Source organism: Variovorax sp. SRS16 (assembly GCF_901827165.1).
GTDB lineage: Bacteria > Pseudomonadota > Gammaproteobacteria > Burkholderiales > Burkholderiaceae_C > Variovorax.
In genome coordinates this window covers 56,335-71,057 of record NZ_LR594670.1, presented here as the reverse complement: position 1 = coordinate 71,057, position 14,723 = coordinate 56,335, and the positions used below count along the sequence as shown (strand labels likewise).

Below are 14,723 nucleotides of genomic sequence, written 5' to 3'. Positions count from 1 at the left end.
TTCTTGGGTTCCTTCTTCTTTGTCGCCGCGTCCTCGGCCCACTTCTTGACGATGAACGCCTGATGCTCCGGCAGCACTGCCGAAACCCGCTCGTACCCCTGGGGTACGTTCTTGGACGAAAACGCCGTCCACACCCTGCTCACGGCCTGCGAGACTGCCCCTTTGGTCAGTCCCAGCGACGTGATGAAAACCGCTTGCGGCTGGCCCAAAACCAGCACGCCCCGCGCTATTTCGATGGTCTGCTGGCCCACGTCCAAGCCCTTTATGCACGCCTGGAACTGGGCTTCGGTTAGCCGTTTCTTCATGGATTGCACCCATATCATTGACTCCGCGCCTAGTTAAAAAAAGCTGGTGACAGCCAGCACCCATAAGACAAAGTTTAGCTAAACTTTGTCCTTGAGTCAAGCGTTTTAGCCGCTAAAATTTTCTTTGGCACGAAAAACGGCCCGAAAAAACGGGTCACCTGTTAATGCGCCTTTGCCTGGCGGATTGCGCGTACTGCCGCACCCCTGGCAAGCGCTTCCCGCCAGCACTCGGAATCGAGACTGCACGCGCTGCGCGTAGTGCCGTCCGGCATGTCGTAGAACACTGCCGGGCGGCTCTCGATGAGGCTTTCGATGCGCAAGGCCGATGCATCAAGCCCAAGGTCGCCCGCAATCACGGCCAGCGCCTCACGTCGCTCGTCTTCCTCCTTGGCGTTCAACCGGGCCGCGTCAGCGGCACCCAGGAAGATCGTCATCAACGGCCCGACTGTCGAAACCGAACCGTTGGCAAAACAAATGTCATACGACCCACCGGCCGCGTGTGGATCAACACCTTCCACCAGCTTCCACGGGTCAAGGCCCCATTCCTCCGACTTCTGGCTGTACCAGTAGGCCGGTGCATCGCCGTTCAGGTCGCTATCGGCGTAGGCCCGGACCAGCACCGCCACCCGGCCCGTGTTCGGGCACACGTAGCCAAGCGGATAAGGGCGCAGCATCTTCGTCATGTCAAATTCCTTTGGGCTTGTAGATGGATACGAAATACGTCAAGGCCACCAGCACAGCGAAGTGCGCGAGGAACGTCCAGCCGGCGAAAACGCCCGGCGTGTTCCAGTGGTAGACCATGCGGATGAACTGAAAAAACACGTCAATCGAGACGATCCATTTCAGCAGCGGCCACACCAGTACGACGACAACCCAGACGGCCTTGACCACGGGCGCGAACAGGCCCCGGCGCGGCGCGGCAGGCGCTGGCTTCTCCTGCGCTGCCGGCTCCGGTGCGACCTCGGCGGGTGCCTCGGCCTTGCCTGGAAACTTGATGATGTTCGTCATCGCTTGACCCCTTTTCGCATTGCCTATCCAATGCAGGGTGCAACCGCGCCTATGGTTGGGCCTTTGGTGTGACAGCACCAGGGCCGAATGCCCCGGATCACTCCGGGGCGTTCCTCCTACCAATCAGCTCGGCGCTTCGCCTGCTCTACTTCCTCATAACCCCATTTCCCCTTGGCGTCGCCCTCCAGGCTCAACGCTGCGTAGTACGCCTTGGCGCGCAGCTCGGCCGCCTTGTTCAGCAACCCCGTTGCTTGCTCTGTCAACGCCGCTGCTTCGTCCATCACTACAGCGATTTGATCGCGTCGAGCGGGAAAGTCGGTAGCGGGTGCGCCTGCAAGTTGATCGACCCACGGCATGATCGGTGCCTTGTTCATCGGATGGTTCTCCGGTTATTGACCTGAGCGGTATGCCCGGCCTTCTAAGTAACATGATAGGGCAAAATGCCCTAGCTGTCAACTGATTTAACGAAAATATTTTCGCTAAATTGCCGTGAAAATCTTCTTCCTTGGCGTAAAAATTCGGCGCAGCCGGGGTATTCATGGCTTTAGCCGCTAAAGCGGCTAGCTAGTCCTTCTTCCAGATTTGGCCCAAATTGCCGAAGTCGCACAGCAAGGCCCATGCGGCATAGGGGATGGCCGAATCCCCGCCGATCCAGCGGCGTACGGTTCTATCGCCCTTTGCCCCCAGCCCGAGGGCTTTCGCGGCTTGGCCTCCCGTGAAGCCCGCCGCTTTCAGCGCCTCGCGCACCTCTTCGCCGGTCGGCTGCTCCCAGCCGTCGTTTGCGGGCCGCAGGCATTCAAGCCTGATATTTGCCTCTGACATTGCATTGCTCCTGGTCATAGGATGCGCAAGGCATCCATGCTGTAAATCGACTCAATACAGCGCGGGTCTGAATCCACCACGCGCCGCCCATTCCGGTTGATTTTGTACGTTACGGGTCGATCCTCATGCGCGAACACCTGGCGGGTGTCTGCGGCAACTCTGGTCACGACCACTTTTTTGCCTATGTCCTTGGCGAAAACAGGATGGTGGACGCTCTTGATCTGGCACCGAACGCCCTTGAAAAACGCCTCTGTCGCCGGGGGTTCCTCGTAGTAGTAGTCGTCGCTCTCGGCAGCAGGGGAGGGCGCTACGTCTTCTTCCTTGGCGTCGATCCGGGCCGGCACGGCCTTGGCGGCCCCCCTGGCCGCCTTGACTTTCAGGCGCGCAGCTTCGGCCCACTTCTTGACGATGAATGCCTGGTGCTTGGTCAGGACGGCATCCACCAGCACGAACCCGGACGGCAGTGGTTCGGCCAGGTCATCGGCTCCCACCGGCTCGATGGCCCGCGCCCGCCTGGGCGGTTGCGCCATGCCAGCCAGCCAGGGGCGCACCGGCTTGGCGGCATGCCTGTTTTGCGCTTCGGCTGTCAGGTAGCGACGATGCGCTTTGAGATAGCCGGCGAACACGGCGGCGGCCACCTGGTCAACGGTCATCCCGCCCTGTGCCGTCTCGAAATGCGAACGGTAGCCCGTCTCTGAGATAAATGGCCCGTCCAGGTCAACGACATGGAACGCGAAATGCCGATCCAGCAGCGAACCAAAGCCATCACCGACTTCCACCAGGCAGCGCACGCCGGCCGACTCCATCAGGAATTCCCCCGACTGGCCCCACATCGGCACCACGCCAGGCGCGGCGCTGCAATGTAGCTCGATCAACGTGCCGGCCGCCTCGGGGTTCGCGCCATCCTTGCAGCCTTGGTACGTGCCGCCGTTGAGCTTCCAAATGCTCGCGTCGTAACGATTCGCGGCTGCTTCGGCGGCAGCGCCGTCGCTGGCCAGCACGGCCGCGTGACAAGCGGCCACGGCCTCGGCCGCGACCGCCAGCAGGCCGGCCCGCTCTTCGGGCAGCTCGGCCGCCAGGTCCGCCGCCGCCTCGTCGCGCTCGCGTAGTCGCTCCTCGACGCCCCCGGCCTTCTTGGCGCGCTTCTTGGTCTTCACGGCGGCCGGCGCTGCCGGCGTCGGATGCTTGACCAGGTGCGAGTCGATGCACTCCGGTTTTCGGTCGTCGTCGCAGAAACGCAGGCCGTCCACCACGCAGCAGCCCGGCAGGGGGTATTGCATCCAGTATTCGGGCTCGGGGTAGGGGTGCAGCAGCTCGCCGCACGCATGGCAGCGCTCGGCTGCGCCCACGTCCCCATCCGCGAGAAGGCGGCCGGGCTCGATGGCCGCATTGCGCCGGTCGGTTCTGTCTTCATGATCCATGATCGCGCTCCAGGTGGCCCCAGCCTTTCGGCTGGAGCCGGCCCCCTTTAGTCGATCGCTCGGAAGATTTCTGCGGCCTCGGCGTGGTCGCGTGCGAAGTCGCGCAGGAAGTGGTAGCGGTCGATCAGCACATCCGCCACGTCCGTGCCCTGGTTGTCAGCGGCAAGCTGGCCCAAGGTGAACAGGGTTGCGACGATGCCGGCCGCATCGGCCGACAGCTCGCCGCTGTACCCGTTCCCGTCGACCTCCAGGCACAGCCGGCCAGTCAGCTCGGGCGCGAGATAGAACCCGCCGTTGCTCAGTTCGTAGTAGTTCCAGAACCCGCCGTTGTAGTCTTCACTGAGCCGGCGCAGCCAGGCATACACCAGCGATTCGCCGCGCATCATCAGGCGCGGTCCGAAGTAAGTAGGTAGGAAGGTAAGCCGGCGATTACTGGCGACCAGGGACGCGGTGACGGGTTGGTTTGCTTGGGTGTCGTTCATCGGAGTTCTCCGGTTGTTGACCTGGGCGAAATGCCCGGCCTTCAAAATGAATTATAGGGCAAAATGCCCTAAGTTACAGCAATTTAGCTAAACTTTTTAGCCGCTAAAGCGGGAATCGTTGGCCGCTTTGGCTTGGCCGCGCTCGACGGCCTGAGTGATGCGTTCCTTCACGGCCTCGACAGCCTTGCGGAACTGCTCCAGGTCGTAGGGCGTGGCGCGCTTGCATTCGCAGTGCTCGACCTCGGCCAGCACGCGGCCGGCGACGGCTCGCCAGTTGTCCAGCTCGTGGGCACCGACGCAGGCGTGGTAATCGACGTTCGCCAGTCGAAACAGGTGATCGGCTTCGGCACGAAAGGCGGCCACTTTCAAAGTCTTGCTCATCGGAAATGCTCCGGTTGTTGACCTGGGCGAAGCGCCCGGCCTTGCCATCAATTATAGGGCAAAATGCCCTATTCCGTCAACCCGTACCCGCGTTTCTTTGACACTTGAGGGGCCACTTCTCCCAGCAATCCGGCTAACGGTCGCCGGCCCTTTTCCCCTTGGAGTAAAACCTTGCGTCCGTTGCGCTGCGCGGTCCTTCCATCGTGGCCGCGATGGTTGAGCTGCATGGAGAGTTGCAGGAGTCCAGAGGGGCGCAGCCCCTTTGGGCATAGCGCAGCGACCTAGAGACGAAATTAGGGCTGTTGCAGGCGCTTGCGCCTGTTTGGTAGCCCTCTGCGCCGTTAGGCGCAGCTCGAATGCAGGTGAGGCCGAAGGCCGAGGGGCGCAGCCCCTGGGGGGATGGGAGGCCGCTTGCGGCCGGGTGGGATCGAGAAGGGGGGTCTCCCCCCTTCGGCGCGTGCTTTTTAAGCACGCAGGTTAATAACTACGGTTTATAAAATTTGGTTTAAAAAGTGGTTATAAAGCGGTTAGCGCATCGGAAAACATGCCGTAAGTCGTTGATACGCCAAGAAAAAAGCAAAACCGCTGCCCCTCAAGTGTCTAGGGTGCGCCCCTCAAATGTCTGTAGTTGGCCCCACAAGTGTCAACGAAGCCGCCCCCCAAGTGTCTAGGGTTGCGCCCCTCAAGTGTCTATAGAAATCGGGCTTTTCCACAGGCTTATGCACAGTTCCTGTGCATAACTTGACCGCGGCGAGCGCTTGCAGGCACTTGGCCACGCCTGGCTAGGCTGAAAACCGACGTTTGCCCCTCAAGTGTCTGCAGTGCGCCGGGGTACTCTGCCCCCCAAGTGTCAATGAACGCCCCCCAAGTGTCACGGTGAGCCGATTTGTCCACAAGCCGCCCACAGGGCGCGGGTGGATCTTCGGCAGACCTGGTGTGATTTCCATCGCTGAATCAGACTGAACATCGCTCGGCGCGACTGCACACCATTCGCTACAACTAGGGGTCTCCTCGTTTTCAGTGCAATAAGTGACGGTACGAAAAGCTAGCACTGGCGCGGAGGTGGTGTTGGTAGATCGTTGATTTCATTGACTTTCCTGTTCACTTTCAAATCTGCGATTCGTGGCGTCAAACCGTGGTCGGTTTCATCCATTGGTGCCAGTTATCGATGCATTTGGCCGCGAAGGCAGGATTTGGTCAGCATAGCGGTCAACCGGGAAGCGAAACACACCCCGCAAGTTGATGCTCTCCAGCCTGGTGGGCGCAATCTTCCCGATCAGTTCCGGTGGAATGACCTGGCGGCGGTTCGACCAGCGATCCAGGACCGCCTGCATCTGTGAGGTATTCCACGCCATCACGATGTTGGCCATCAGGCTCAACGCATCGGCCACAGCCTGCATTTCATCGACACGTTTGGCCTGCGCCGGGCTGATCCGGCCGGTATAAATGGCGCGCTTGAGGGCGTTAACAGCCTCGCCCCGATTGAGCACCCGGCGCAACTCGTTCCTGAAAGCGTCCTTGACAAAGTAGTCAGCCAAAAACGCCGTACGCAGCAACCGCCCCAATTGCACGCCAGCCTCATAGATTGGATCGCCCTGGGCGGCAGAACCGAACCGCGCAAGAGCTGCCACCGCACTGGCATGTCCGCTCATGACCGAGGCTGCCAGGTGCACCAGACTATCCCAATGCTTTTCGATCAAAGCGACGTCGACATTGGCTTCGCACACCGCAGCGATTTCTGCGGGCACTTTGGTGCCGCGTGGCACAAAGAGGTGGCGCTGTTTGAGTTCCTTCAACCGCGGGCAAAGATCAAAACCAAGCAAACGGGCATGTGACATGGCAAAGTCGGTGTAGCCATGGGTATCCACAGCAAGCTGGCTGGTCTCCAGCTTTTCTTGGCGGATGACACCTTCAATGGCCACGCCCGCCTGGCGCTCATTGAGCACAAAGGGCTGCGCATGGAAGATGCCCCACCGGTCTTTTACATGGGAGTAGATTCCAATGGAAGGTGTGTTGCGCCGAGGATCAAGCCGGGCTTGCCACACCCGTTTGGTGGTCTCTGCGTATTCCGGCGAACGTGACCGCTGATTCCGCTCTATCGTGACCGGTCGTCCTTCGTGCTGAGTTGCGCGTTCAGATTTTAGAAGCGTCGGTCACGATGGTTGTGTGTTCTTCTCCTTTGTGTCGGGTTTTGGTTTCTGTCGAAGAGATTCACCCGTCAAGGTGAGCCGATGGTTTTTCTGCATCAGACGATCCAGGATCGCGTCGGCGATGGTGGCGTCGCCGACCCACGCATGCCAATGCTCGATCGGCAACTGGCTGGTGATGATCGTGGCCTTGCTGGCCGCCCGGTCGTCAATGATCTCCAGCAGGTCGGACCTGGCCTGAACATCCAGCGCCGACATGCCCCAGTCGTCCAGCAACAGCACATCCGTCTTTGCCAGTTGGATCAGCCATTTGCCGAAGGTCCCGTTGCCGTGCCGGATGCGCAGCTCCTCACCGAGCCTGGGCATGCGCTGGTAATACGCAGAACGCCCGCGCCGGCAGGCGTACTGCGCCAGCGCACAAGCCAGCCACGACTTGCCCGCACCGGTCGGGCCTGTGATCAGAACGCTGTGGCCCGAATCGATCCAGTCGCCCAGGGCCAGACTCATCACCGCCTTGCGATCGACGCCGCGACCGGCGCGCGCATCCATGTCCTCGATGGCCGCCTGCGGGTACTTCAGTCGAGCCTCCTTCAAGAGCCGCTCGCGTCGCTTGTCGCCGCGCCAGTGGACCTCGCGCTCGACCAGCAAGGCCGTGCGCTCCTCGAAGCTCATGGCCGTCATGCCGGCGCTGGTGAGCTGGTCTTGCAGACCTGCTGCCATGCCCATCAACTTCATGCTGCGCAGTTGATCCAGGGTCGTATTCATCATCATTGGGTATTCCTTGTTGTTCGGGGCGCTGTGCCTGAAGGTCACTGGTAATAGGCAGGACCACGCACGTGCTCATGCGCCGGACTGGTCCAGTTCGGCGCCGTGCTCGCGGTCGCCTTGTCGCGCTCATTGACCAGGATGGCCTTCACATGCACGTACTTCGCCGTGCCCAGTTCCAGGGCAATCAGGCTGGCCGCCTCCAGCCGTTCCTTGCCATAGCGGCGCGCCAGCGACAGCAGCCCGAGGCAAGCCCGGTAGCCGTGTTCAGGGTGGCGCCGCTCCTCGATCAGACGCACCACCAGGCGGCCCGTGGCCACGCCGATGCTCTGACCCCAGTGCACCAGCCGCTCGGGTGTCCATTCCAGATGCGCGCGGTGTGCCGCCGGCAGGTGAGCGACGACGGTCGTGAAGCCGCCCTTGTGCGCGCTGCGCTGATGCGAGGCCACACGCTGTCCGCGGTGCAGCAGTTCGACCGCGCGGGTGGTGATGCGGGCCTCCAGCAGCAGGCCCACGAGGTTCTGCGGGACGCTGTAGCGATGACCCTCGATCTCGACGTGATGGTCGATGTGCACCCGCACGCTCTTGAAGACGGCCCATTCCCAGGGCTGCAACGGCAGCGCCTGCAAGGCAGGTGCATCCAGCTCGGCGAAGGCGCTCGCGCGGCTGCCGGGCAGCTTCTGGAAGGCCTTGGCGTTGAGCTGCTGCAGCAAGGGCTCGATCGCCTCGTTCACGTCGTCGACGGTAGCGAAGCGGTGGTGACGCAGGCGCATCAGGATCCAGCGCTCGACCACCTGCACGGCCGATTCCACCTTCGCCTTGTCCTGCGGATGGCGCGGGCGCGCCGGCAGCACCGAGGTGCCGTAGTGACGCGCGAAGTCCTCCACCGTGTCGTTGACCCGCGGCTCGTAGCGGTTCGGGTTCGCGATCATGGCGCGCGGGTTGTCCGGGACGATCAACTGGGGTACGCCGCCGATGAAGCTCAGGGCGCGCGCGCAGCCTTCGAGCCAGTCGGCCATGGTCTCGCGCGGCGTTGCGCAGGCGAAGGTGTAGCTGGACGCGCCCAGTGCGGCCACGAAGATGTGTGCCCGGCTGCCATCGGCAAGCTCGATTGTGGGGCCGGCGTAGTCGACGAAGAGCTTCTCGCCGGCGCGGTGGACTTGGCGCATGGAGCGCTTCAGGCGCAGTGCATAGCGCCGATACCGCTCGCAGAACTGGCTGTAGCGGTAGGTCGGCTGCCCGGGGTGGGCGGCGACGTACTCCTCCCACAACAGCATGAGGGTCATGCCTTTGCGCCGCAGCTCCTGGTGGACGCGACCGTAGTCGGGCAGCACGTAATGGGTCGGCCGGTCCATCCGGCCTTGCACGACCCGGCGCTCCAGGGCCGTGTCGCTCAGCGTCTGGATGGCCGCCCAATCCAGCCCGGCGACAGCGGCCAGGCTGACGTACTTGGCCACGACGCCCTTGGAGATGCCCAGAGAGGCAGCGATTCGCTCATGGGAGAGGCGGGCTTCGAGTTTGAGACGTAAGACGTCTCTGATCTTGCGCATGTTGATCCTTGGTGCGGGCACGCTTGTCTCCGGCAAAAAGCCGGCGAGGCTACCCGCATGGGGTGGATGAAATGCGCAACACCAACACGCTGACATACGGCAGCGTTCCGCTGCCGTGACCATCGATTCCGCCATCGTGACCGGGGATTCCGGGCTACCCGGAAATCGGTCACGTTGAGCCCAGAATCGTCGGTCACGTTCGAGCGGAATACTCGGTCACGATGGCCCGGAATGAGCGGTCACGATGCTCCGGAATACCCAGTCTCCATGCTCATCATGTCAGAAGATGCCAAATCGGACCGCCCCCAGGTGGCGGCAATCGGGTGTCGCTGCATGAATTCCAGCACAGCCTGGCAGGCCTGGCTCAGACGCCGTTCGTCCCGCGCCCAGCGCATGGCCTGGCGAATGCTGGTGGCAGACAATTGCGGAATCATGCGCGCGCATTCGACCGCAGTCAGACTGGTGCCGTGGGCCATGATGCCGGCATAGACCATCAGCAGCTCGTCGGTAGAGCGCGGCTCACGTCCGAGCATGATCCAGCTAAAGCGCACCTGGGCGTCAACGGCCAGAATCACTTCCGGCAATTGAACCTCACCGATGCGGTGATCCAAAGCCGCGCGCAGCTTGGTCACTTCTGGGTCTTCGTCCTCTGCGGGCAATGGCGACAAATGGAGTTCATCATCCACGCGCAGTACGCCACTGCGGGCTGCAGCGGCCACCGCATCGACACCGGCAGTTACTCTGGCCAGCAAAGGCTTCAAGAAAGTGGCAGCCTTGCTGGGTAACGATAGACGGGCATAGTGTTTCTTGGACTCTGCCTGCCAACGCTCGTCCGTGAAGAACAAGCGCGCACGACCCCGAAAGCTCAGGCTGTGCTCAATCCAGACCGAGCCATTGCGCACCGCGCGGCGCAGGGCAAACAGGGTGGCCACCTCCAACGCCTGAAACGCCCGTTCCCGGTCTGGGCTGGAGATCGAAACCTGCCAGATCATTCCCAGACTTGGTGCCACCACTTCAACTGGCAGCTTTCTGGATCCTTTGAGATATAAAGCTTGCAGCTTGGCAAGGTACTCGATGGCAGGATGCTCGCCGGTGGCCTGCCAGGGCAGCTTTGCAATGGCGACGAGCAACGACCGCACGGGGCGAATTCCATCAATCAATCCCTCGCGGACCAGGGAGGCCCTGCTCGGTGGTTTGCGTTTCTGGGTTTCGGTGATCAAGGCTTCAAGACGGGCACGCAACTCAGCATCTGGCACCGCACCTTGCGCGCTCAAGGCAACAAGTTCGCCGAGCAGCGTTTTGTACATTGCGGCCCAATTGACGGTAGCGGGGACATCGGCGGCAGCCTGACGCCACAGATCGGCGATCCGGCGCTGCACCATAAGGATCAACTGGTCTGTGGTGGTGAACAGGCAATACCGAAGAAAGCATGCGACCTCCACGGTGCGCGCTGGCTCTTTGATCTTGGCTCCGGCTGAGGGCGGCCTGGAGACAAGTCGGCGCGCGTAGCGGCGCAAGATGAGATCGGGGATGTCTGCCAGGTGCTTATGAACGTCCAGCGTGTAAAGCAGGTCGATGCGCTCCAGTACCTCGCTGATTTGGCGGGTTGAGTGTTTCGCCGGTGCAGCCCATAGCCAACTCTGCTGGGTTTGTCCATCTGGGCGCAGCTCTGAAACTGAGGCTCGCCAGCGATCAAGTGTTGCTGGATCAACGCTGGCGGCGATGGCGGTGCCTGTTTCAACTTCAAGCTGGGCAAGTGCCGCCGCAATCAGTGTCCGAATTGCCCGCTCGTGCACGATCACCAGCTTGTTCTTGTACAGCCATTGACGCGCCCGCACGAGTAGCTGATCGCGGTCGGCGCAGCGCGCCACTTCGTCGCGCAGTTCACGTACCAGTGAGCGGCGCTGGTGCTCGCTCATCCACTGGAATCCAAGGACCGTGCAGGCTACTTGTTGGTGATCGAATAGCGTGCGCCCGCGTTCATACATGGCTCTCAGCGAGGCGACTTCTGGTGCTGCAATGCCAAGCTCGTTGCCAAGGTGGCGCCACAAGGCTACTGGAATTACCCGAAAGGCACCGAGCAAACGCCCACTCATGCGCAGGAAACCAATATGGAGCGCCAGACCAAGCTTGTGGGAATCACCTCGGCGTGCATTGATTGCGTCGCGCTCGGCACCATCGAAGGTGAAAAATGCCTTCATCTCGAAGTCGCTGATATCGCGGGGGAGCCCACGCATCCCCAAAAACGTTGTGTGCCAACCCTGCATCGTGAACCTCAAAAGTGGGAGGCCACCATACCCGTTTACAAAGCGAACAGGAAAGTCAATGAAATCAACGGTCTACCCAGACCACCCCCGCGCCAGTGCTAGCTTTGCGTACCGTCACTTATTGCACTGAAAACGAGGAGACCCCAGCTCCGGGTTCTTGGCCAGCAAGTTTTCCTTGCGGAGACGCTTGCGGCCAGACCAGAGGTGGATGTCCAGAGAGACACAGACGATGCCGTTGGCTTGCGTCTGTTTGATGTTGAGAACGGCGGGTGCGTTCATGTGGGTACTCCAAAAGAGGAGCGGGAACCCACTACCCCTTGCGGGAATGTGAATTCCCGCTGGGGTTGACAGTTAAATGCAAGCGCTAAGACCTGCGGACGGAAGAACCGAACGAGCCGATCTTAGGGGAAGGACTCGGGCCCCGCAATCGAACCGGACCAGGCCTGTGGCAACATAAAGCCACGTCGCCCTACCCCGCCCAAGCACACCACCTGGTTACTCCACCATGCCCGCAACGCACGCACTGAGCCTCACCCTTCACATCGACCGCCTGGCCAAGGGGCACTATCAGGGGTCATCTCAGAAAACGGAAAATAAAGCACGCTAAGCCGGTTGCAACGGTCGTAGCGGCCTGAACTTGCCCGCGCCGATCTTTGCGCTGCTGCGCCAGAGGTAATCGCCGGTCAGGTTGATGTGCTCCCAGCCGAGCGGCGACAGGTATTGCAATAGCGTGTCATCGACAGCATGCCCGTTGCCACGCAACGCATGTGCTGCGCGCTCCAAATAGACCGTGTTCCACAACACGACGGCCGCCGTGACCAGGTTGAGGCCGCTGGCCCGGTAGCGCTGCTGCTCGAAGCTGCGGTCGCGGATTTCGCCCAGCCGATTGAAGAATACGGCGCGGGCCAGCGCGTTGCGCGCTTCGCCCTTGTTGAGTCCGGCGTGGACGCGGCGGCGCAGCTCCACGCTTTGCAACCAGTCCAGGATGAACAGCGTGCGTTCGATGCGCCCCAGCTCGCGCAGGGCGACGGCTAAGCCGTTCTGGCGCGGATAGCTGCCGAGTTTCCGAAGCATCAGCGAGGCTGTCACCGTGCCCTGCTTGATCGAGGTGGCCAGCCGCAGAATTTCATCCCAGTGGGCACGAATAGCCTTGATGTTCAGCCTGTCGCTGCTAATCATCGGTTTGAGCGCGTCATAGGCGGTATCCCCCTTGGGGATGAACAGCTTGGTGTCGCCCAGGTCACGGATGCGCGGCGCAAAGCGGAAGCCCAGGAGATGCATCAGGGCAAAGACGTGATCGGTGAAGCCTGCCGTGTCGGTGTAGTGTTCCTCGATGCGCAGGTCGGACTCGTGGTACAGCAGGCCGTCAAGTACATAGGTCGAGTCGCGCACGCCGACATTGACCACCTTGGTGTGGAACGGCGCGTACTGGTCGGATATATGGGTGTAGAAGGTTCGCCCAGGGCTGCTGCCATATTTCGGGTTGATGTGACCGGTACTCTCGGCCTTGCTCCCGGTTCGGAAGTTCTGGCCGTCCGACGATGACGTGGTGCCGTCGCCCCAGTGTTCGGCGAAGGGATGCCGGAATTGGGCGTTCACCAACTCGGCCAGCGCTGTCGAATAGGTTTCGTCGCGGGTATGCCAGGCTTGTAGCCAGGCGAGCTTGGCGTAGGTCGTGCCGGGGCAGGACTCGGCCATCTTGGTCAGGCCCAGGTTGATCGCGTCGGCCAGGATGGTGGTCAACAGCAGATTTTTGTCCTTGGCCAGATCGCCCGATTTCAGGTGCGTGAAGTGGCGGGTGAAGCCCGTCCACTCATCGACTTCGAGCAGCAGTTCGGTGATCTTGACGTGTGGCAGGATCATGGCTGTCTGGTCGATCAGCGCCTGCGCGGTGTCGGGTACCGCCGCATCCAGCGGCGTGATCTTCAGGCCCGACTCGGTGATGATCGCATTCGGCAGGTCGTTGGCCGCTGCCATGCGGTTGACCGTGGCAAGCTGCGCTTCAAGCAGCGTCAGGCGGTCGTGCAGGTACTGGTCGCAGTCGGTGGCCACGGCCAGCGGCAATGCGCTGGACTGCTTGAGGCTGGCGAACTTCGCGGGCGGCACCAGGTAGTCCTCGAAGTCCTTGAACTGGCGCGATCCCTGCACCCAGATGTCGCCCGAGCGCAGCGAGTTCTTCAGCTCGGACAGCGCGCACAGCTCGTAGTAGCGCCGGTCGATACCCGCGTCAGTCATCACCAGCTTCTGCCAGCGCGGCTTGATGAAGTCGGTCGGGGCATCGGCAGGCACTTTGCGGGCGTTGTCGGTGTTCATGCCGCGCAGCACCTCGATGGCGTCCAGCACGTCCTTGGCGGCGGGCGCGGCTCGCAGCTTGAGCACGTCGAGGAATTCCGGCGCGTAGCGGCGCAAGGTGGCGTAGCTCTCGCCGATACGGTGCAGGAAATCGAAGTCATCGGGCTGCGCGAGCTTTTGCGCCTCAGTGACGCTCTCGGCGAAGGCATCCCAGGACATGACGGCCTCGATGGCAGCGAACGGGTCGCGGCCCGACTGCTTGGCGTCGATCAGCGCCTGCCCAATGCGCCCGTACAGGCGCACCTTGGCGTTGATAGCCTTGCCGGATGCCTGGAACTGCTGCTGATGTTTGTTTTTGGCGGCGTTGAACAGCTTGCCCAGGATGCGGTCGTGCAGGTCGATGATTTCGTCGGTGACCGTAGCCATGCCCTCGATGGCCAGCGCCACGAGAGTGGCGTAGCGCCGTTGCGGCTCGAACTTGGACAGGTCGGCAGGCGTCATCTGGCCGCCCTCACGGGCGATCTTGAGCAAGCGATTCTGGTGAACCAACCGCTCGCTGCCGGGCGGCAGATCGAGCGCCTACCAGGCTTTGAGGCGCTCAATGTGTTCGAGCATGTGGCGCGAGTTCGGTTTGGCGGGCGACTGGCGCAGCCAGGCCAGCCAGGTCGTCTTGCCGTTGTCGCGGCGTTTCAGCAAATCGTCGAGGCGATGCCTGTGCCCGTTCGACAATGGTTCGGACAGCGCTTCGTAGATACGCCGGTTGGCGCGGGTAATGGCCTCGGCACTGGCGCGCTCAATGGCGTTGAGTGCGGGCAGGATGATCGACTGCCGCCGCAGATGCTCAATCAGTGCACTGGCCAGCACGATGCCTTTGTCGGTTTGCATGGCCAGCTCGGTCAGCGTGTGCACGGCCTGCCGGTAGTGGCTCATCGTGAACGGCTGGAAGCCGAACACCGTTTGCAGTTCGACCAGGTGCTCGCGCCGGGTCTGCTCCCGCTGCCCGTAGTCGTCCCAGCTTTCGACGCCGACCTTGAGCTGGTCGGCGACCAGTTTCAGTAGGGGCAAAGACGGCGCCTGATCGACACCAAGGAAGATTCCGGGAAAGCGCAGGTAGCAGAGCTGGACGGCAAAGCCCAAGCGATTCGCAGGCCCGCGCCGCTGCCGGATAATGGAGAGATCGGTATCGCTGAACGTGTAATGTCGAATTAGGTCGTCCTTGGTGTCCGGCAACGCCAGCAGGCTTTCCCGCTCGGCGGCGGACAGTATGGAACGACGAGGCATAT

General features: G+C 61.8%; 11 protein-coding genes and 3 pseudogenes. All 14 read right to left on the bottom strand.

Annotated elements, in window-relative coordinates; all coding sequences use genetic code 11:
- Positions 1 to 305 (bottom strand): transcriptional regulator KorA (locus E5P2_RS37615; protein ID WP_162572164.1); only part of this gene is annotated, 305 nt, incomplete at its 3' end.
- A 161-nt stretch (positions 306 to 466) separates the two neighbouring features.
- On the bottom strand, positions 467 to 988 hold the full coding sequence (locus tag E5P2_RS37610; RefSeq protein WP_162572163.1) for a DUF2761 domain-containing protein: 522 nt from the start codon (positions 986 to 988) through the stop codon (positions 467 to 469).
- A 1-nt stretch (position 989) separates the two neighbouring features.
- On the bottom strand, positions 990 to 1,313 hold the full coding sequence (kleE, locus tag E5P2_RS37605) for a KleE stable inheritance protein (RefSeq protein WP_075122821.1): 324 nt from the start codon (positions 1,311 to 1,313) through the stop codon (positions 990 to 992).
- 116 nt (positions 1,314 to 1,429) lie between these two features.
- Entirely contained in the window at positions 1,430 to 1,687 is a 258-nt protein-coding gene (gene kleA, locus E5P2_RS37600) for a stable inheritance protein KleA (protein ID WP_011171685.1), read from the bottom strand.
- A 190-nt stretch (positions 1,688 to 1,877) separates the two neighbouring features.
- Positions 1,878 to 2,135, bottom strand: coding sequence for a helix-turn-helix domain-containing protein (locus E5P2_RS37595; RefSeq protein WP_011171686.1), 258 nt, complete (start codon positions 2,133 to 2,135; stop codon positions 1,878 to 1,880).
- Positions 2,136 to 2,149: 14 nt separating this feature from the next.
- Positions 2,150 to 3,556 carry a hypothetical protein gene (locus E5P2_RS37590; protein ID WP_011171687.1) on the bottom strand — a complete coding sequence of 469 codons (1,407 nt, stop codon included), beginning with the start codon at positions 3,554 to 3,556 and terminating at the stop codon, positions 2,150 to 2,152.
- 47 nt (positions 3,557 to 3,603) lie between these two features.
- Positions 3,604 to 4,038 carry an antirestriction protein gene (locus E5P2_RS37585; protein WP_011171688.1) on the bottom strand — a complete coding sequence of 145 codons (435 nt, stop codon included), beginning with the start codon at positions 4,036 to 4,038 and terminating at the stop codon, positions 3,604 to 3,606.
- A gap of 96 nt (positions 4,039 to 4,134) precedes the next feature.
- Positions 4,135 to 4,419, bottom strand: coding sequence for a hypothetical protein (locus E5P2_RS37580; protein WP_015063519.1), 285 nt, complete (start codon positions 4,417 to 4,419; stop codon positions 4,135 to 4,137).
- Positions 4,420 to 5,564: 1,145 nt separating this feature from the next.
- Positions 5,565 to 6,479: pseudogene (locus E5P2_RS37575) on the bottom strand (Tn3 family transposase); the annotation flags it as partial.
- Positions 6,480 to 6,572: 93 nt separating this feature from the next.
- Entirely contained in the window at positions 6,573 to 7,337 is a 765-nt protein-coding gene (gene istB, locus E5P2_RS37570; protein ID WP_162572170.1) for an IS21-like element helper ATPase IstB, read from the bottom strand.
- 38 nt (positions 7,338 to 7,375) lie between these two features.
- Positions 7,376 to 8,902 (bottom strand): IS21 family transposase, encoded by a 1,527-nt coding sequence (gene istA / locus E5P2_RS37565; protein ID WP_162572162.1) that lies wholly within the window; start codon positions 8,900 to 8,902, stop codon positions 7,376 to 7,378.
- Positions 8,903 to 9,141: 239 nt separating this feature from the next.
- Positions 9,142 to 11,148: pseudogene (locus E5P2_RS37560) on the bottom strand (Tn3-like element IS1071 family transposase); the annotation flags it as partial.
- A 114-nt stretch (positions 11,149 to 11,262) separates the two neighbouring features.
- Positions 11,263 to 11,427: a DUF3150 domain-containing protein gene (locus E5P2_RS37555; RefSeq protein ID WP_162572161.1), complete on the bottom strand. Its 165-nt coding sequence runs from the start codon at positions 11,425 to 11,427 to the stop codon at positions 11,263 to 11,265.
- Positions 11,428 to 11,751: 324 nt separating this feature from the next.
- Positions 11,752 to 14,721, bottom strand: a pseudogene (locus E5P2_RS37550) (Tn3 family transposase).
- Positions 14,722 to 14,723 lie beyond the last annotated feature (2 nt).

Coding starts and splice junctions, on each gene's coding strand:
- E5P2_RS37610 (WP_162572163.1), bottom strand. CDS start 988: ATGACGAAGATGCTGCGCCCTTATCCGCTTGGCTACGTGTGCCCGAAC.
- kleE (WP_075122821.1), bottom strand. CDS start 1,313: ATGACGAACATCATCAAGTTTCCAGGCAAGGCCGAGGCACCCGCCGAG.
- kleA (WP_011171685.1), bottom strand. CDS start 1,687: ATGAACAAGGCACCGATCATGCCGTGGGTCGATCAACTTGCAGGCGCA.
- E5P2_RS37595 (WP_011171686.1), bottom strand. CDS start 2,135: ATGTCAGAGGCAAATATCAGGCTTGAATGCCTGCGGCCCGCAAACGAC.
- E5P2_RS37590 (WP_011171687.1), bottom strand. CDS start 3,556: ATGGATCATGAAGACAGAACCGACCGGCGCAATGCGGCCATCGAGCCC.
- E5P2_RS37585 (WP_011171688.1), bottom strand. CDS start 4,038: ATGAACGACACCCAAGCAAACCAACCCGTCACCGCGTCCCTGGTCGCC.
- E5P2_RS37580 (WP_015063519.1), bottom strand. CDS start 4,419: ATGAGCAAGACTTTGAAAGTGGCCGCCTTTCGTGCCGAAGCCGATCAC.
- istB (WP_162572170.1), bottom strand. CDS start 7,337: ATGATGATGAATACGACCCTGGATCAACTGCGCAGCATGAAGTTGATG.
- E5P2_RS37555 (WP_162572161.1), bottom strand. CDS start 11,427: ATGAACGCACCCGCCGTTCTCAACATCAAACAGACGCAAGCCAACGGC.